The 16,763-nt window shown below is 33.1% G+C and carries 19 protein-coding genes; 13 read left to right on the top strand and 6 right to left on the bottom strand.

The window, feature by feature from the left end:
• Positions 1 to 174: 174 nt before the first annotated feature.
• The gene (locus tag ACQY44_RS18335; protein ID WP_428231746.1) at positions 175 to 2,391 is read right to left on the bottom strand and encodes an NADP-dependent isocitrate dehydrogenase; all 2,217 of its coding nucleotides are present in this window, start codon (positions 2,389 to 2,391) and stop codon (positions 175 to 177) included.
• 501 nt (positions 2,392 to 2,892) lie between these two features.
• On the opposite strand from ACQY44_RS18335, the gene ACQY44_RS18330 reads away from it, so the two are divergent.
• Positions 2,893 to 3,303: a helix-turn-helix domain-containing protein gene (locus tag ACQY44_RS18330; RefSeq protein ID WP_428231745.1), complete on the top strand. Its 411-nt coding sequence runs from the start codon at positions 2,893 to 2,895 to the stop codon at positions 3,301 to 3,303.
• A gap of 374 nt (positions 3,304 to 3,677) precedes the next feature.
• On the top strand, positions 3,678 to 3,893 hold the full coding sequence (locus tag ACQY44_RS18325) for a hypothetical protein (protein WP_428231744.1): 216 nt from the start codon (positions 3,678 to 3,680) through the stop codon (positions 3,891 to 3,893).
• A 4-nt stretch (positions 3,894 to 3,897) separates the two neighbouring features.
• Here ACQY44_RS18325 and rplS read toward each other — a convergent pair whose 3' ends face one another.
• Positions 3,898 to 4,248: a 50S ribosomal protein L19 gene (gene rplS, locus ACQY44_RS18320; protein ID WP_428231743.1), complete on the bottom strand. Its 351-nt coding sequence runs from the start codon at positions 4,246 to 4,248 to the stop codon at positions 3,898 to 3,900.
• A 266-nt stretch (positions 4,249 to 4,514) separates the two neighbouring features.
• Complete coding sequence (gene trmD / locus ACQY44_RS18315; protein ID WP_428231742.1) at positions 4,515 to 5,198, bottom strand: tRNA (guanosine(37)-N1)-methyltransferase TrmD; 684 nt, start codon at positions 5,196 to 5,198, stop codon at positions 4,515 to 4,517.
• 253 nt (positions 5,199 to 5,451) lie between these two features.
• Between trmD and ACQY44_RS18310 the strand changes: the two genes are divergently transcribed.
• The 11 genes from ACQY44_RS18310 to ACQY44_RS18260 all read left to right on the top strand — a co-directional run bounded on the left by ACQY44_RS18310 (position 5,452) and on the right by ACQY44_RS18260 (position 14,190).
• Positions 5,452 to 5,784, top strand: coding sequence for a hypothetical protein (locus ACQY44_RS18310; protein ID WP_428231741.1), 333 nt, complete (start codon positions 5,452 to 5,454; stop codon positions 5,782 to 5,784).
• A 165-nt stretch (positions 5,785 to 5,949) separates the two neighbouring features.
• Positions 5,950 to 6,339, top strand: a complete 390-nt coding sequence (locus ACQY44_RS18305) for a nuclear transport factor 2 family protein (RefSeq protein ID WP_428231740.1) — start codon at positions 5,950 to 5,952, stop codon at positions 6,337 to 6,339.
• A 103-nt stretch (positions 6,340 to 6,442) separates the two neighbouring features.
• A complete protein-coding gene (locus tag ACQY44_RS18300) occupies positions 6,443 to 7,351 on the top strand; it encodes an archaemetzincin family Zn-dependent metalloprotease (RefSeq protein WP_428231739.1) in 909 nt (302 codons plus the stop codon).
• A 932-nt stretch (positions 7,352 to 8,283) separates the two neighbouring features.
• A complete protein-coding gene (gene tnpA / locus ACQY44_RS18295) occupies positions 8,284 to 8,745 on the top strand; it encodes an IS200/IS605 family transposase (RefSeq protein WP_428231738.1) in 462 nt (153 codons plus the stop codon).
• A gap of 20 nt (positions 8,746 to 8,765) precedes the next feature.
• On the top strand, positions 8,766 to 9,299 hold the full coding sequence (locus ACQY44_RS18290; RefSeq protein WP_428231737.1) for an NADPH-dependent FMN reductase: 534 nt from the start codon (positions 8,766 to 8,768) through the stop codon (positions 9,297 to 9,299).
• A 55-nt stretch (positions 9,300 to 9,354) separates the two neighbouring features.
• Positions 9,355 to 10,227: a sugar phosphate isomerase/epimerase family protein gene (locus tag ACQY44_RS18285; RefSeq protein WP_428231736.1), complete on the top strand. Its 873-nt coding sequence runs from the start codon at positions 9,355 to 9,357 to the stop codon at positions 10,225 to 10,227.
• A 53-nt stretch (positions 10,228 to 10,280) separates the two neighbouring features.
• Entirely contained in the window at positions 10,281 to 10,631 is a 351-nt protein-coding gene (locus tag ACQY44_RS18280) for a cupin domain-containing protein (RefSeq protein ID WP_428231735.1), read from the top strand.
• Between the two features lie 142 nt (positions 10,632 to 10,773).
• Positions 10,774 to 11,910 (top strand): MFS transporter, encoded by a 1,137-nt coding sequence (locus ACQY44_RS18275; RefSeq protein WP_428231734.1) that lies wholly within the window; start codon positions 10,774 to 10,776, stop codon positions 11,908 to 11,910.
• An 8-nt stretch (positions 11,911 to 11,918) separates the two neighbouring features.
• Positions 11,919 to 12,749 (top strand): class D beta-lactamase, encoded by an 831-nt coding sequence (gene blaOXA / locus ACQY44_RS18270; protein ID WP_428231733.1) that lies wholly within the window; start codon positions 11,919 to 11,921, stop codon positions 12,747 to 12,749.
• A gap of 102 nt (positions 12,750 to 12,851) precedes the next feature.
• Complete coding sequence (locus tag ACQY44_RS18265) at positions 12,852 to 13,784, top strand: peptidylprolyl isomerase (RefSeq protein WP_428231732.1); 933 nt, start codon at positions 12,852 to 12,854, stop codon at positions 13,782 to 13,784.
• 97 nt (positions 13,785 to 13,881) lie between these two features.
• Entirely contained in the window at positions 13,882 to 14,190 is a 309-nt protein-coding gene (locus ACQY44_RS18260) for a c-type cytochrome (RefSeq protein WP_428231731.1), read from the top strand.
• 115 nt (positions 14,191 to 14,305) lie between these two features.
• Here ACQY44_RS18260 and ACQY44_RS18255 read toward each other — a convergent pair whose 3' ends face one another.
• The 3 genes from ACQY44_RS18255 to ACQY44_RS18245 all read right to left on the bottom strand — a co-directional run bounded on the left by ACQY44_RS18255 (position 14,306) and on the right by ACQY44_RS18245 (position 16,707).
• Complete coding sequence (locus ACQY44_RS18255; RefSeq protein WP_428231730.1) at positions 14,306 to 14,701, bottom strand: GreA/GreB family elongation factor; 396 nt, start codon at positions 14,699 to 14,701, stop codon at positions 14,306 to 14,308.
• Positions 14,702 to 15,130: 429 nt separating this feature from the next.
• Positions 15,131 to 15,685, bottom strand: coding sequence for a thioredoxin family protein (locus tag ACQY44_RS18250; RefSeq protein ID WP_428232146.1), 555 nt, complete (start codon positions 15,683 to 15,685; stop codon positions 15,131 to 15,133).
• A gap of 128 nt (positions 15,686 to 15,813) precedes the next feature.
• Entirely contained in the window at positions 15,814 to 16,707 is an 894-nt protein-coding gene (locus ACQY44_RS18245; RefSeq protein ID WP_428231729.1) for an alpha/beta fold hydrolase, read from the bottom strand.
• Between the last annotated feature and the right edge of the window lie 56 nt (positions 16,708 to 16,763).

Here is a 16,763-nt window from a genome sequence, read left to right as displayed (position 1 = left end):
AATATTTTCTCTTTTTATTGGTTTCGAACTCTTTAAAAATAGTTTTTAATCATATAAATGAAACTATTCGCAAGTTTTTTAATTCAATTCTAAAAAAAAAGACAACCGTTAAAAGTTGTCTTTTTGATATTTATGCTGGATGTACTGCTTGTTGTACATCTCTTTTGTATTTTATTATTTAATTTCAGCAATAATTGCATTAAATGTTGCACTAGGACGCATTGCTTTACTTACTAATTCAGGAGTTGGCTGGTAGTAACCACCAAGAGTTTGAGGTTTTCCTTGTGCACCAATTAATTCAGCATCGATTTTAGCTTCGTTAGCTTCAAACTGAGCAGCAATTGGAGTAAAGATCGCTTTTAATTCAGCATCTTTATTTTGAGCGGCTAAAGCTTGTGCCCAATAAAAAGCAAGGTAGAAATGAGAACCACGATTGTCAATCTGACCTACTTTACGAGCTGGAGATTTATCGTTAGCCAAGAATTTGTCGTTAGCTTCGTCTAGAGTTTCAGATAAAATGATTGCTTTAGAGTTGTCTAGAGTTTGTCCTAAATGCTCTAAAGAAGCACCAAGAGCTAAAAATTCTCCTAATGAATCCCAACGTAAATATCCTTCTTCAGTAAATTGCTCAACGTGTTTAGGAGCAGATCCTCCTGCACCAGTTTCGAACAATCCGCCACCATTCATTAACGGAACGATAGATAACATTTTAGCTGAAGTTCCTAATTCTAAAATTGGGAATAAATCTGTTAAATAATCACGTAAAACGTTTCCTGTTACCGAGATAGTATCTAAACCTTTGATGATTCTGTCTAAAGTAAATTCAGTAGCAGCAATAGGGTTTAAAATACGAATATCAAGATTTGTTGTATTGTGGTCTTTTAAATATTTTTGAACTTTTGCGATCAATTCTCTGTCATGCGCTCTGTTTTCGTCTAACCAGAAAACAGCAGGAGTATCAGATAAACGCGCTCTGTTTACAGCAAGTTTAACCCAGTCCTGAATTGGAGCGTCTTTAGCCTGACACATTCTGAAAATGTCATTCGCTTCAACGTTTTGCTCCATTAAAACAGTTCCTTTATTGTCTACAACACGAACAACTCCGTCAGCTTTCATTTGGAAAGTTTTATCATGAGATCCGTATTCTTCTGCTTTTTGAGCCATCAAACCTACGTTAGGAACGCTTCCCATTGTTTTAGGATCAAAAGCACCGTGTTTTTTACAGAAATCGATCGTTGCAGTATAAATTCCTGAATAAGCGCGATCCGGAATAACAGCAAGAGTGTCTTGTTGTTTGCCATCTTTATTGTACATCTGTCCAGAAGTACGGATCATTGCCGGCATAGAAGCATCAACAATAACGTCAGACGGAACGTGTAAGTTTGTAATTCCTTTGTCAGAATTTACCATTGCAAGAGCTGGTCCGTTTTCGATCGCTTTCGTAATGTCAGCTTCAACTTCAGCCTGCTCAGGTCTTCCTGCAATTTTTGCGTAGATATCACCTAAACCGTTTCTTGTATCAATATTTAATTCAGCAAATAAAGTTGCATATTTTTTGAAAAGATCAGCAAAATATACTTCAACGATAGCGCCAAAGATAATTGGATCTGAAACTTTCATCATTGTAGCTTTTAAGTGCACAGAAAGTAAAACACCTTCTTTTTTTGCATCGGCAATAGCATCAGCAACAAAGTTTTTTAATGCTTTTAAATGCATTACAGAACTGTCAATTATTTCACCAGCTTTAAGAGGAGTACTTGCTTTAAGAACAGTAGTTGTACCGTCTTTGGCAACAAATTCGATTTTTACATCATTAGCTTCTGCAACTGTAAGCGACTTTTCACTTCCGTAGAAATCACCGTTTGGCATTGAAGCCACTTTAGTTTTTGAGTCAGCAGACCAGGCACCCATTGAGTGTGGATTTGCTTTTGCAAAGTTCTTAACCGCTCTTGGCGCTCTACGATCAGAGTTTCCTTCACGTAAAACAGGATTTACTGCAGAACCTAAAACTTTAGCATATTTTGCTTTAGCATCTTTTTCGGCATCATTTTGAGGATCTTCCGGATAATTAGGAATTTTGTACCCGTGAGATTGTAATTCAGCAATAGCTGCTTTTAATTGCGGCACAGATGCTGAAATGTTTGGTAATTTGATGATGTTAGCTTCAGGTTGTGTCGCCAATTGACCTAATTCAGCCAAAGCATCTCCGGTTTTTTGATCATCAGTTAAAAACTCAGGAAAATTCGATAAAATTCTACCTGCTAAAGAGATGTCTCTAGTTTCAATAGCAATACCAGCTGTGGCAGTAAATGCTTGTACAATAGGTAAAAAAGAATAAGTCGCTAATAATGGCGCCTCATCAGTTAAGGTGTAATAGATTTTTGAATTCATTATTTTTTTTTTTTTTTTTATAATCGTATCGCCAGGATGCAGCGATGTAAAGGTATAGTCGGCTCAGAATGAGCGGAGCAAATATAATAAAAACAGTCCGAAAACGGTATAGTTTTCCCGAGAAATACCGAAATTATCAGATTGTTATTTCGGACTCATTTAATTGTCAAATCGATGATTTTGGTATTAAAAAATTACAGTTTTGATGAATCAGAAGTAAAAGTATAAGATTTCTAAAACGATAAATCCTATAAGTGATATAAGTTTATTTTAATTTTCGCTATTGCAACTTTAAATAGAAAATTTAAGCATAAAAACACTCTGAAATAGTGTTTTGAGATACCAGTTATGTGCACAAAATAATTTGAAGTTATAGTTTTTTTGTATGAAAAATTGTAGTTTTGTTTGAAATAAATTATAAGGCAAACAGGTTGTACGATACATTACTAATATGTTTTTTACGTATTGTTTCTTATTAAACTTAATCATTATCTTTGAATTATGAGCACACTTACAAAACCAAATCATATAGGGCGAAAAATAAGCCGTATTCGCGAACTTCGTGATATGAAGCAGGAAGCTTTGGCACAAGCTTTAGGGACAAATCAGCAGGCGGTTTCTATTTTAGAAAACAGTGAAACGATAGATGATGAAAAACTTGCCGAAGTTGCAAAAGCGCTTGGTGTAACTGTTGAAGCAATTAAAAGCTTTTCAGAAGACAATATGATTAATTATTTTAATAGTTTCCATGATAACAGTTTTACAAATGGAGCATTCAATGCAAATCATTGTACTTTCAATCCATTAGATAAATTAATTGAAACTTTTCATGAAAAAGAAAAGCTTTACGAACGTTTACTACAAGCTGAAAAAGACAAAATCGAATATTTAGAAAAACTATTAAAAAAATAGAATACCAATTTTTCATTAAATACAAACCGATGCTTTATGAGTGTCGGTTTTTTTATTTTGGGCGTGCCCCTCCGGGTCGGGCTATCCGTTTCAAGTCCTCGCACTTCCTTCGTCAGGCTGTGGGCTTTCCACTTCTATCCCTCACGCAAACCATAAAACAAGAACTTTTTGTTTATTAAGCGCAATTATCTCCACAATTTTGTCATTTCGACAAAGGAGAAATGACAAGATTAAGCTGATAGAATCCGTTTTAATCTGTGTTTTCGCAAAGCGAATCCGCATCATCCATGTTCAAATATTGTCGCCAATCTTTGTCGAGCTACTTGCAAAGATTTCTCCTTTGTCGAAATGACAAACTAAACAAAAATATTGTTATGAAAATGATTGTCCTAGCCCCGATAGAAGTGGAAATCCTTTTGTGTAATGAAATGGAGCAAAAGATTACTTCACTTAATTTTTATTTTATTTCGGAGTTCAGTGAACTTCGTTTGAAACGAATAGCGGGATTAGCTCCTGAGAAATTTAAAAATCAAGCACAAAAAAACTCGTTTCAAATAAATGAAACGAGCTTTTTTATAACAAAGAGATAAATGATTATCTTCTTTTATCTTTAATCTTAGCTTTTTTACCAGTAAGTTCTCTGAAGTAGAAAATTCTAGCTCTACGTACAGCTCCTTTTTTGTTGATTTCAACTTTTTGTAAAGCTGGTAAGTTTACTGGGAAGATACGCTCAACTCCAACAGCTCCAGACATTTTACGAATAGTAAAAGTTTCTGTGTTACCAGAACCTCTTCTTTGAATAACAACTCCTTTAAAAAACTGAGTTCTTGTTTTTTCACCCTCTTTAATTTCGTAGTAAACTGTGATAGTATCTCCAGCTCCAAAAACAGGGAAATCTTTTTTCTCAACTAATTCGTTTTGAACGAATTTCATTAAATCTGCCATGATATCTTGTAATTATGGTTTTTTATATAGAGCAACATTCACGGATCTCGCCAGAGGTTAGTCTAATTCGGGTGCAAAGATAAAAAAAAAGTTTAAAGTTTAAAGTTTTTCTTGTTTAAAGTTTTGAAGCTTTTTAATTAATATTATAATATAAAATTTAAGGCTAATTTTTTAGTTTTCAGTTAGATAAAGTGAGAGGTTGTTGGTTTGAAATTTGAAATAGGTTACGCAAGAAACCTGAAACAAAAATAACCTGAAACCTGAAACTACTCTTGACCTTCCAGTAAATCAGGTCGTCTGTTCTTCGTGTGTTCGTAAGCCATATCCTCGCGCCATTTGTCGATTTTGGCAAAATGTCCGCTGGTTAAAACCTCAGGGACTTTCCATCCTTTATAATCTGCGGGTCTTGTATATATAGGTCCGGAAAGTAAATTATCCTGAAAACTATCTGTCAATGCCGATGTTTCATCACTCAAAACACCAGGAATAAGTCGAATTAAAGCATCAGATAAAACCAAAGCGCCTAATTCTCCGCCGGATAAAACATAATCGCCAATAGAAATTTCTTTGGTAATAAAATGATCACGAACACGCTGATCTACACCTTTATAATGTCCGCATAGAATGATAATGTTTTCGTACATCGACATGGTATTGGCCATTTTTTGGTTTAATGTTTCTCCGTCAGGCGACATATAAATGATTTCGTCGTATGCACGTTCGCTTTTCAAATGTGTAATACAAGCATCAATTGGTTGAACCGTCATGACCATTCCGGCGCCTCCTCCAAAAGGATAATCGTCGACACTTTTCTGTTTGTTCGTAGTATAATCCCGTAAATTATGAAAATGTACTTCGACCAAACCTTTGTCTATGGCACGTTTCATAATCGAAGCCTCAAACGGGCTTCTTAATAGTTCAGGCAAAATCGTTATAATGTCAATTCGCATTTTTTTTCTTCAATAGTTCTAAGCACCAAAGATACAAAGTTAATTTTTGGGAATTTTAAAGATTTCGAAAATGGAAATCTAAAATTTTTAACCCATAAATTAAATATCATAAGTAGAATAAGATTTGACATAACAATTTCTTAAACAAATAAATATGTAGGAATTATGTAATGTAAAAATGTTTATGTGTAAATTTATGAGACGCTTTTTCTGCTAATATTATATTGTTAATCAATCAATTAAAAAAAATATTATGATAAAGAAAATACTTTTATTACTTATAGTTCTCATTTTACAAGCATGCTCCGGTACTAAGGGATCAAGCGATAAATTGATTGGTGAATCTAAAAAAAATCTCATAAAAATTTGGGGGCCGCCTATACGCACTTTGAATAATGCTGAGCAGGGAGAAATACTTATTTATGGAGAGCAAGTTTACGCAAACGCCAAAAATGAGGAAGGATCCAGAATGGCCGGTCCAAATCATTGGAACTATACCTATATATATGCAAATAAGGATGGAAAAATTTATTCTTATAAAACAGAGAAACAGCAACACACGCCTCAGGAAATTGCTGTAAAATAATTACGTGCAACTATGTTTATCTTCTGAAATTGCAATTTTTTATTACATTTATATCTGTTAATATCTGATTTGTAGTAATTTAAATTGAAAATTATAAGAAAAATAATGATACTTGTTGTCGCTTTTCTAATTATTTCCTGTAATAATCAGAACCAGCCAAAACCTATGGAAACCACAAAAAATGAAAAATTAGTCAAAGTATATTTTGAGTATTTCAATAGTCATAATTGGAAAAAGATGTCGGAAATGTATATTGAAACAGCCGATTTTAAAGATCCTTCTTTTGGAAAAGGAATTGTAAAACAAACACGCAAACAAACTGAGGATAAATATGCAGAACTCAATAAAATATTTCCGGATTTGCATGATAAAATTGTACAGATTTACCCTTCCGGAGAAAATCATATCGTGGTAGAATTTGTTTCAACAGGAACGGCGCCGGATAATTCAAAATTAGAATTGCCTATTTGTACTGTTTTCACCATAGAAAACGGATTGATTACCAAAGATTTTACGTATTTCGATAATTTTGAAGCAGATACAACTAAGAAATAGAATTGGATATTTTTTCCGGTAAAAGGCCAAAAAATATTCGATAAGAAAAATAAAATAGAAAATAAGAATAGCTGTTTTTTGAATATATTTAACAAAAAAGTATATGAGAAAAATAGCTATTCTTATTTTTATAATATTTTGTTCCTGTAATAAAGAAAAGCCAAAAGAAACTTTAAATGATATCCCGAAAGAAATTCCTAAAGAAGCGTCTTATTTTAAGCAAATAAAATGTAATGATGTTAAGTTACCTGAACCTGTTTATGGCGATTGGATGCATTCTCGCAAAGAAAAAGGGCAAACTTTTGAGCAATACTTTATGTCTAAACATATAATTCCCACAAACGAGGTGAATATTATTTATATACGACCTATTGGAAATTTTAATGCTTTGCAAAAGAAACAAATTCAACTCCTTAATGAATATTTAGAAATTTACTTTCAGTTAAAAACCAAAACGTTAGAACCTATTTCTAATGATGTGGTTCCAAATTCTTATAGAAGGATGATCGCAGAAGGTCATGAACAGTTATTGGCTGGTTATCTTTTAACTGATGTATTGAAAGAAGAAAGACCTGTAAACAGTATTGCTTTAATGGGACTTTCGGAACTGGATTTATATCCTAAGCCAGAATGGAATTATGTTTTTGGTTTGGCTTCTTATCACGATAAAGTAGCCGTGAGTTCAATTTACAGATTACAGGATGGTAAATTAACTTCTGAAAATTTTAATCTGTGTTTGTCACGATTACTTAAAATAAGCTCTCATGAAATCGGACATATGTTTGGTCTGCATCATTGTACAAATGCAAATTGTGTTATGAATGGGACTAACAGCATGGATGAAACCGACAGACATTCAATAAGATTATGTTCTGTCTGCCAAAGAAAACTCAATTCATGTATAAAATATGATAACAAAAAGAGACTTTTAGATTTAGAAAAATACTTTAAAAAGAATGCTTTAATCGACGAATTTGAATTAATGAAAAAAGATATTCACGTTATTCGATGAGTGTAGTCCCTACGGGACATCTTTGCGTATGTAATACTTTTTTTCTACCGACATTTTGTTCCTAGCGGAACATTTTTTTGATTTATTTTTTAAGAGGAAAAGCCTAGAGTGTAGTCCCAACGGGACATCTTTGCGTATGTAATACTTTTTTCTACCGACATTTTGTTCCTATCGGAACATTTTTTAATTTTTAAGAGGAAAAGCCTAGAGTGTAGTCCCAACGGGACATTTTTTGCGTATGTAATACTTTTTTCTACCGACACGTTGTTCCTAGCGGAACATTTTTTGATTTATTTTTTAAGAGGAAAAGCTTAGACTGTAGTCCCTACGGGACATCTTTGCGTATGTAATACTTTTTTTCTACCGACATGTTGTTCCTCGCGGAACATTTTTTTGATTATTGGAAAGTTTAAAGTGTAATCCCTACGGGACAAATGTTATTCTCCGATATTATGTTTCTATCGACATGTAGTTCCTAACGGAACAGTTTCGGTTTGTTTGTATTTTTTTAATTATAATTATTGATTTAAATATTCCGTTAGGAATTACATGTCGGTAGAAAAACGATAATTACGAATGTTAAGATGTCCCGTAGGGACTACACAGATATATCCTCGGTCAATATGATATTTTTTAAAAATTTAAGAAAAATATTTTGTAGTTCCGTTAGGAATTACATGTCGGTAGCAAAAACAATAATTTCGAATGCAAAATTGTCCCATCGAGCTACATAAATTATGGACAATTACATATCGTCGACGCTAATATGATATGGATTTAAAATTCATAAAAAAATATTTTGTAAATATATTCTTATAATTAAAATTTTATATTTGCCTAATGAAACCTGTTATAAATGTTCCGCTAGGAACAACATGTCGGTAGAAAACAAATAGTTAACGAAAAAAATGTCCCGTAGGGACTACACATAAATGGCAAATACATACACGCAAATACATATTCATTTTGTTTTTGCAGTAAAATTTAGACAAGCTATAATACATAATGATTGGAAAGAACAACTTTATAAATATATGGCCGGAATCATCAAAAGTAACAATCACAAACTTTTAGCTATAAATGGTGTTTCAGATCACGTTCATATCTTAATAGGGATTCGACCTGCACAATCTATTTCTGATTTGATGAAAAACATTAAGCAGGATTCTTCAAAATGGATCAATACAAATAAATTTTCTAAAACCCGTTTCGAATGGCAAGAAGGGTATGGTGCATTTTCATATAGTAAATCTCAGCTCGCTTCAGTAATTAATTATATTGAGAATCAAGAACTACATCATAAAAAGAAAACTTTTAGAGAGGAATATATTAACTTCCTTGAAAAATTTGAAATAGATTATGAAGAAAAGTTTATTTTTAATGAATTAATTTAAAAATATTTTCACGCAATATAATGGTTTCTCAAAAAAATAAAATCCTTGCCATAACAGGCAGCACAAGGAAAAACTCAAGTAATTACAAGATTTTAAAATATATCTCAGAAAATATAAAAGCCGAATTTGAATTTGAAATTTTCGAAGATCTGGCTGATATTCCCCATTTTAATCCGGATTTAGATACTGAGAATCCACCAATAGCTGTTGAAGAATTCCGAAATAAAATTAATGAAGCAGATAGAATCATAATTTGTACTCCGGAGTATGTTTTTAGTATACCCGGAAGTTTGAAAAATGCTTTAGAATGGTGTGTTTCGACTACTATTTTTTCCGATAAGAAAACAGGTTTGATAACGGCTTCAGCTTCCGGAGAAATGGGACACGATCAATTGATAGTAATAATGGAAACGCTGGGAGCCAGATTACAACCCAATACAAAACTTTTGATTCAGGGGATTCGGGGAAAAATTGATGAGGATGGAAAAATTATAAATGAAGAAATGGAACTTACACTTCAAACTTTTATCTATAATTTCGAAAACCTGCCTTAGTCTTTTACAATTCAATAAAAAAATAAGTTTTGTTTTTCTATTTTTAAATTATAAAATGGTTACAAGAAGGAATTTTATCATCAATACAAGTCTGGCTGCAACAGCAGTTTTGGCTTTGCCATCATTAGCTTTTACTATGGATAAAAAAGAAATTGGTTTACAGTTGTATACATTGCGGGATGAACTTCTGAAAAATGTGAGGTTAACTCTTGAAAAAGTAGCCAATGCAGGATTTACAACTGTTGAAACGTACGGTTTTTCGATTAAGGATCAGTTCTGGGGACTTACGGCAACTGAATTAAAAAAGATATTAGATGCAAACGGACTTAAAACGGTTAGCGGACATTATAATTTAGGAAGCTTTTTGTACGACGGAAAGAAAGCAGAATTGATTGCTGCAATAGAAGCAGCAAAGGTTTTAAAAAGTGAATTCTTAACCATCCCATGGGTTGATGAACCTTTCAGGAAAAATATTCAGGATTACAAAAAGATTGCGGCCCGTTTGAATGAAGCGGCTAAAATAAGTGCTGCTTCTGGTTTAAAACTGGCGTATCACAATCACGATTTCGAATTTCAAAAACATGACGGAATTACGGGCTATGAAATTTTATTGAAAGAAACTGACAAAGATTTGGTTTCTTTTGAATTGGATTTATATTGGGTTGTTCGTTCAGGAAATGATCCTCTAAAATTATTTAAGGAAAATCCGGGACGTTTTAGAATGTGGCACGTTAAGGATATGGATAAAGTAAATCCGGCTTTGAATACTGAAATAGGTGCTGGTTCAATTGATTTTAAAAGTATTTTTAAGGAAGCGAAACAATGCGGAGTCAAACATTTTTTTGTAGAACAGGAGAATAATTATAATCCAGCTCCTTTTGAATCGATTCAAATAAGTTGTGATTTTATTTCTAAAAATCTGATTTAAAAATATAATCAGCTAAAAATATTATTTTTGTACCAATTCAATTAAACATAGATATGCAAAGTTTCGGAACAAGCAAAGAATTTATAAAAGGAGATGAAATAGAGTGGGAAGTAGTGGGCGAAGGAATCAAACGTAAAATTCTGGCCTATGATGATCGGGTGATGTTGGTCAACGTTCATTTTGAAAAAGGAGGAATTGGCGTTTTGCATGAACATTATCACACACAAGTAACATATGTTTCCAGCGGTAAATTTGATGTAACAATTAATGGCGTTACTCAAACCTTAAAAGAAGGCGATAGTTTTTACATTCCGCCTCATGCAATTCACGGAGTGGTTTGTTTAGAAAGCGGACTTCTAACGGATGTTTTTAGTCCGATTCGTGAAGATTTTATGTCATCATAAGATTTTAAAAATCAATCTAATTGTTATAAGAAAGGCTGTTTTAGGTCCCGATTTTATAAATTTTATACTTTTTTTTAAGTTCAGATAAAAATTAGATTGGTATTTTTGCAAAATGAATTTATCCAAAACGAATGTCTTATTTATGGCAGCTTGCACTGGACTTATAGTTGCAAATCTGTATTACTGCCAACCCTTAATTGTTTTAATTGCCAACGAATTTAAAATTCCTGAAGCCAATGCCGGGACAATAACCTATCTGACTCAGGCCGGTTATGCGATTGGATTGTTTTTTATGGTTCCGCTAGGCGATAAAATCGAACGAAAAAAGCAAATTTTAATGACCACTTTTGCCTCGGTAATTGCCTTAATTCTGGCGGCTACGGCTAAAAGTTTTTTTCTTTTGCAAATTGCTTCATTATTGATAGGAATCACATCTATTGTACCACAACTTATATTGCCTTTGGCCGCTTCATTAAGTGCGCCTGACCAAAGGGGAAAAGTAGTTGGGACCATCATGAGCGGATTACTTGTTGGTATTTTACTGTCAAGAACCTTAAGCGGATTTATTGGTCAGGTTTTAGGCTGGAGATCGATGTTTTATATCGCTGCCGGAATTTGTTTATTGATCTTTTTTGTAATTCAGAATAAATTCCCGGTAAATAAACCTCAGTTTCAGGGGAGTTACGGCGAATTAATTAAATCTCTTTTTACACTTATAAAGACACAACCTGTTTTAAGAGAAGCGACTATTATAAACGTATTTAGTTTTGCGCAATTTGGCGCTTTCTGGACTACAATGGTTTTATTGCTTTCAGGAGAACCTTTTCATTTCAATAGTGCCACAATCGGTTTGTTCGGAATTGTAGGTGCATCAGGAGCTTTGGCAGCGCCTTTAGTGGGGAGATTAGGAGATAAAGGAGGTTCAAGAGTAGCCGTGGGTTATGGCTGTCTGTTAATTTTAATAAGCTTCCTGGTTTTTTATTTTTCAGTAGAAAGTGTGATCGGAATTGCTATTGGAATTGTATTTATTGATATAGGAATTCAGGGTGTTCATATTTCAAATCAAACCAGGGTATATTCATTGCTTCCCGAAGCCAGAAACAGGTTAAATACGGTATTTATGTCGTTTAGCTTTTTAGGAACAGCAGCGGGATCAGCTTACGGATTGTTTCTGTGGAAATTAGGAGGATGGCATGCCGTAAGTATTGGATGTGTTGGGCTTTCAGTATTATCATTAATAGTATACGGGCTTACTTATAAAGTAAAGTCTAAAAAATAAAATTTAGGATGAAAAAAATAATCTTACTGATTTCGATCTTTTTTTTACTAATTCCAGCGGCTAATTCTCAATCGAAAAAGAAGAATTTACGAAATGAAATCGTAGTTTCTGAATTTGATACAATATTGGACAGCCTAAATGTTAAAGGGGCAATATTAATTTTTGATTCCGATAAAAAAACATATTATTCCAATAATTTTAATTGGGCTAAGGCAGGGCATTTGCCGGCATCAACATTTAAGGTTCCAAATTCAATTATTGCGTTGGAAACAGGTGTAGTAAAAAATGAAACCGATATTCTGAAATGGAATGGTGAAAAGAGAGCAAGGAAAAATTGGGAACAGGATTTAACCTTTAAACAAGCATTTCAACTTTCCTGTCTGCCTTGTTATCAGGAAATAGCAAGAAAAATAGGTGTTGACAGGATGAATTTTTATTTGAAAAAGCTAAATTATAATACTATGGTTTTTGATTCTTCGACTATAGATAATTTCTGGATTCAGGGTAAGTCTCATATTTCTCAGTTCCAGCAAATTGCTTTTCTGGAAAAATTGCAATCTTCAAAATTACCTATTTCCAAAAAAACAGAAAGTATAATCAAGGAGATAATGGAAATTGAAAAGACAGATGACTATGTCTTAAGAGGAAAAACAGGCTGGAGTATTACCAATGAAGTCAATAACGGATGGCTAGTGGGGTATATTGAAAAGAATAAATCTATTTATTTTTTTGCAACAAACCTTGAACCTAAAACAGAAATGGTGGATTTTGGTTCTACAAGAATTAATGCTACAAAAGAAGCATTTAAAAAGCTTAAAGTAATAAAACAGGAAGACTAGAGTTTATAAAAATCAAGATTTAAATCAAAGTCTAAAAAACAGAAAGCATAAATTGATATAAAATTAATTTGTAAATTTGCAATTAAATAAAAAATAACAACAATGGAAAACGGAATATACGCTAAATTCAATACTAGTAAAGGTGCGATTTTAGTAAAACTAACACACGATTTAACACCTGGAACCGTAGGGAATTTTGTAGCTCTTGCAGAAGGAAATATGGAGAATAAAGTAAAACCTCAAGGGCAAAAATTCTATGACGGATTAACTTTTCACAGAGTAATTCCTGATTTTATGATTCAGGGTGGTTGCCCAAAAGGAACTGGAACTGGAGATCCGGGTTACAAATTTGATGATGAATTTCACCCAAGTTTAAAACACGATCGTCCGGGAGTATTAGCAATGGCTAATTCAGGACCTGCAAGTAACGGTTCACAATTTTACATTACTCACGTTCCAACTTCTTGGTTAGACGGAAAACATACTGTTTTTGGTCATGTAATCGAAGGACAGGATATTGTTGATGCTGTTGCTCAGGGTGATGCATTAGAAAGTGTTGAAATCATTAGAGTTGGAGAAGAGGCAGAGAAATTTAATGCTATCGAAGCTTTTGTAGGTTTAAAAGGTGCCCGTCTAAAAAGAGATGCAGCTTTAAAAGCAGAATCTGAAGCAAAAATGGAGCAATTAGCTGCTGGTTTTGATAAAACAGATAGCGGTTTACGTTACAAAATGATTCAAAAAGGAGATGGTAAAAAAGCGGAAGCTGGTAAAACAGTTGCGGTTCATTACGAAGGATCTTTAGAAAACGGAAAAGTTTTTGATTCTTCTTATCCACGCAAAAAGCCAATCGAATTTAGATTAGGTCAGGGTCAGGTTATCGAAGGATGGGACGAAGGTATTGCTTTATTACAAGTGGGTGACAAAGCTCGTTTTGTAATCCCGTCTGATTTAGCTTATGGTGCTGCAGGTGCAGGAGGAGTTATTCCACCAAACGCAACTTTAGTATTTGATGTTGAATTAATGGAAGTAAAATAAGAAAATTAAAGACAATTTAGTATTGTTTTAAATTAGAATCCCATAGGCTAAGGCGTATGGGATTTTTTTATATTTACTTTCAAAATAAAGGAAAACAATGAAATCAAAAATCTTAACCCTAACTGCTGCAGTGTTGCTTTTAGTTTCGTGTGGTACTAAAAAAACAGCGTCTACTCCGGCAACTCCTGTAGTGACAGAAACTGTAAAAACTACAACATTAACGTCTGAATTGGCCGAGGGTAAAAATTTGTACGAGAACAGTTGTGCAAGATGTCATAAACTATATGATGCCAAGAAATTTACTCAGGAAGAGTGGAAACCAATTTTGATAAGGATGCAGAAAAAAGCGAAGTTAGATGATACGCAAATGGCTTCAATATCGAATTATATAACTTCTCAATTGTAAGAAGTTGTTGTAGTAGATTCATAAAACTATTCAGTAAAAATTGTATTGGATAGTTTTTTTTTTATTTAAAACAGAACATAAAAAAACACCTTCACGAATGAGGTGTTTCAAAAATTTAAGAATGGTCTTCAGCGGTATTGCTAACAGCAACTATTTTTAAAGTTTTTATTCCGGCCGGTAATTCCCAATCGACTTCGTCATTTTCCTTAAAGCCGATAATAGCAACGCTTAAAGGTGCCAGAATAGATATTTTTCCTTCTTTTACATCTGAAAATGAAGGCAGAACAATCTGAATTTTCATTTGTTTTTTCGCTTTTACATCTTCAATCGTAACGTGTGAATTGATTCTTACTACAGAATGGTCTAATTCGCTCTCTTTGCTAATTGTCGCACGGTCTAATTCTTGCGAAAGCTGATTGGCTTCTTTAGCATTAGTCGAATTTTTACTTTTCAGGATCAATTCTCTTAAGAAATGATAATCTGTTTTACAGAAAGTGGGTATTGGTTTCATAACTGTGTTTTATTTTTTATTGTTACTAATTCTTTTGAACGTCAGTGTTTTGTGTGATTTCTTTACAGGCCGATAAATACATAATTATTATTTCAAATTGCCTGTTTGCAAATTGAAATTTAGAATAATATATGTTTTGGAAATTTTTGATTGAAAAAACCAGAAAATTATTTGAGAGAGAATTTACTCTTTCAAATAAAATAAAGGATTTAAATCCGGGTAAAAATCCTCCGCCTGAAAGAAGAAATTGAAATAGACGGAGGCCTAATGAATAAAGGCCTTACTATGTGAAATAAATACAGCAGTGCGTGGTCTCCTCGTTAGAGAAAACAACAACATAAAAACTGTAATTAGATTTATAGCGCTCACTATGAGTATAATTAATTTGATCTGCAAAGATAGGTAAACTTTTTTAAATGGCTCAATTGTTTATTTCCATTTAATATTACACCCGATACCGGGCTTTTGAGGTTCTTTTAAACTTCTGTTATAAATTAGGGCGTCAATCGCACTACGAAGATCACTCCCGCTTAACGGAATTCCGTTTCCGGGTCTTGAATCATCTAATTGCCCATGATAAAATAAGCGATCCAGATTATCGAATAAATAGAAATCAGGTGTGCAGGCCGCATCATAAGCTTTAGCAACTTCCTGGTTTTCGTCGAATAAATAGGGAAAATCTATTTTATTTTCAAACGCAAATTCAGTCATCAGTTCAGGAGAATCTTGCGGATATTTTTCGATATCATTACTGGAAATAGCAATAATACCAATTCCCTGAACGCGGTAATCGTTCGCGATCATTACAATTTCGTTGATAACATGAAGTACAAACGGACAATGATTACAAATAAAAATAACCAGCGTTCCTTTTGATCCTTTCAATTCTTCAAACGAATAATCGTTATTAGAATTGGTATCTTTTAATTTGAAGTTTGGAGCAATTGTGCCAAGAGGAATATTATTTGAAGGAGTTTGTGCCATTTTTACAGAAATAAGTTCTTCAAAAATAGCTTTAAAATCCTGTAAAAAAAAGAGTACAATCATAAAAAAATATCCAAAGAAGCTTTTACTTATAAGTATTTGAAGTTCTTTGGATATTTATATGGAATTTATGAATTCAGAAAATTCAATAAATCATTATTTAATTTGTCTTTATCCGTATAGAATAACCCGTGTGGTGCACCTTCGTAAACGATATAAGTGTTTTCACGAATGGCTTCTGCAGCTTTTTTTGAGGTAAGGTCGATAGGAACTATTTTATCATCATCACCATGAATAATTAGTGTTGGTACTTTTATAAAGTCAAGTTCTTCTCTAAAATCAGTATATGAAAAAGATTCTGCACATTTTAAAGTGGCATGCGGAGAAGCAAATGAGCATAACATTCTGTAATATTCCATTAAAGGTGTACTCAAAGGTTTGTTGATGATATTTACACCAAAAAAGGTTTTTCCAAAATTATCTACAAATCCTATTCTGTCTTCCTTGATGGCATTAGCTGTTGTTTCGCTTTTTTCCTTTGGATGTCCGTCCGGATTGTCATTGGTTTTTAATAAAAATGGAACAACAGAAGAAATTAAAGCTGCTTTCGTAACTCCTTTTCCGCCATAACGACTAAAATAGCGAACTACTTCACCACCACCCATTGAGAAGCCAACAAGAGTTGCATTTTCTAATTGAAGCTGCTCAATAATCTCTTTTAAATCATCAGTCAGTGTGTCGTAATCATATCCGTCATAAGGTTGTGATGATTTTCCAAATCCTCTGCGATCATAAGCAATTACTCTATAGTTGTTCTGCACAAGAAAATCGATTTGATATTCCCACATTTCATTAGAAAGTGGCCATCCATGAATTAAGATTACAGGTTCTCCTTTTCCATAATCTTTTACATATAGCTTTACATTCTTAGCAGTTTGAATATATTTATCTGTATTTTGTTCCTGAATGTCAAAATCAAAATCTCTTAGCGTCTGGTCTGTATTGAGGATAGTGTTTTCCATTTCTATATTTTTTAGTATTAGTTTGATAAGTTGTTTCGTAAAATTAACAGTAGTAC

Origin of the sequence: Flavobacterium sp. (assembly GCF_965277525.1) — a bacterium.
Classification (GTDB): Bacteria; Bacteroidota; Bacteroidia; order Flavobacteriales; family Flavobacteriaceae; genus Flavobacterium.
Note: the sequence above shows the minus strand (reverse complement) of the source record. Positions and strands in the feature narration are given on the sequence as shown.

What these genes read in the sequence shown, in the direction of transcription:
- ACQY44_RS18280 (WP_428231735.1), top strand. Translation starts at nt 10,281, where the DNA reads ATGCAAAGTTTCGGAACAAGCAAAGAATTTATAAAAGGAGATGAAATA.
- ACQY44_RS18275 (WP_428231734.1), top strand. Translation starts at nt 10,774, where the DNA reads ATGGCAGCTTGCACTGGACTTATAGTTGCAAATCTGTATTACTGCCAA.
- rplS (WP_428231743.1), bottom strand. Translation starts at nt 4,248, where the DNA reads ATGGCAGATTTAATGAAATTCGTTCAAAACGAATTAGTTGAGAAAAAA.
- ACQY44_RS18265 (WP_428231732.1), top strand. Translation starts at nt 12,852, where the DNA reads ATGGAAAACGGAATATACGCTAAATTCAATACTAGTAAAGGTGCGATT.
- blaOXA (WP_428231733.1), top strand. Translation starts at nt 11,919, where the DNA reads ATGAAAAAAATAATCTTACTGATTTCGATCTTTTTTTTACTAATTCCA.
- ACQY44_RS18305 (WP_428231740.1), top strand. Translation starts at nt 5,950, where the DNA reads ATGGAAACCACAAAAAATGAAAAATTAGTCAAAGTATATTTTGAGTAT.
- ACQY44_RS18260 (WP_428231731.1), top strand. Translation starts at nt 13,882, where the DNA reads ATGAAATCAAAAATCTTAACCCTAACTGCTGCAGTGTTGCTTTTAGTT.
- ACQY44_RS18285 (WP_428231736.1), top strand. Translation starts at nt 9,355, where the DNA reads ATGGTTACAAGAAGGAATTTTATCATCAATACAAGTCTGGCTGCAACA.
- trmD (WP_428231742.1), bottom strand. Translation starts at nt 5,198, where the DNA reads ATGCGAATTGACATTATAACGATTTTGCCTGAACTATTAAGAAGCCCG.
- ACQY44_RS18245 (WP_428231729.1), bottom strand. Translation starts at nt 16,707, where the DNA reads ATGGAAAACACTATCCTCAATACAGACCAGACGCTAAGAGATTTTGAT.
- ACQY44_RS18335 (WP_428231746.1), bottom strand. Translation starts at nt 2,391, where the DNA reads ATGAATTCAAAAATCTATTACACCTTAACTGATGAGGCGCCATTATTA.
- ACQY44_RS18255 (WP_428231730.1), bottom strand. Translation starts at nt 14,701, where the DNA reads ATGAAACCAATACCCACTTTCTGTAAAACAGATTATCATTTCTTAAGA.
- ACQY44_RS18310 (WP_428231741.1), top strand. Translation starts at nt 5,452, where the DNA reads ATGATAAAGAAAATACTTTTATTACTTATAGTTCTCATTTTACAAGCA.
- ACQY44_RS18300 (WP_428231739.1), top strand. Translation starts at nt 6,443, where the DNA reads ATGAGAAAAATAGCTATTCTTATTTTTATAATATTTTGTTCCTGTAAT.
- ACQY44_RS18330 (WP_428231745.1), top strand. Translation starts at nt 2,893, where the DNA reads ATGAGCACACTTACAAAACCAAATCATATAGGGCGAAAAATAAGCCGT.
- ACQY44_RS18290 (WP_428231737.1), top strand. Translation starts at nt 8,766, where the DNA reads ATGGTTTCTCAAAAAAATAAAATCCTTGCCATAACAGGCAGCACAAGG.
- ACQY44_RS18325 (WP_428231744.1), top strand. Translation starts at nt 3,678, where the DNA reads ATGAAAATGATTGTCCTAGCCCCGATAGAAGTGGAAATCCTTTTGTGT.
- ACQY44_RS18250 (WP_428232146.1), bottom strand. Translation starts at nt 15,685, where the DNA reads ATGGCACAAACTCCTTCAAATAATATTCCTCTTGGCACAATTGCTCCA.
- tnpA (WP_428231738.1), top strand. Translation starts at nt 8,284, where the DNA reads ATGGCAAATACATACACGCAAATACATATTCATTTTGTTTTTGCAGTA.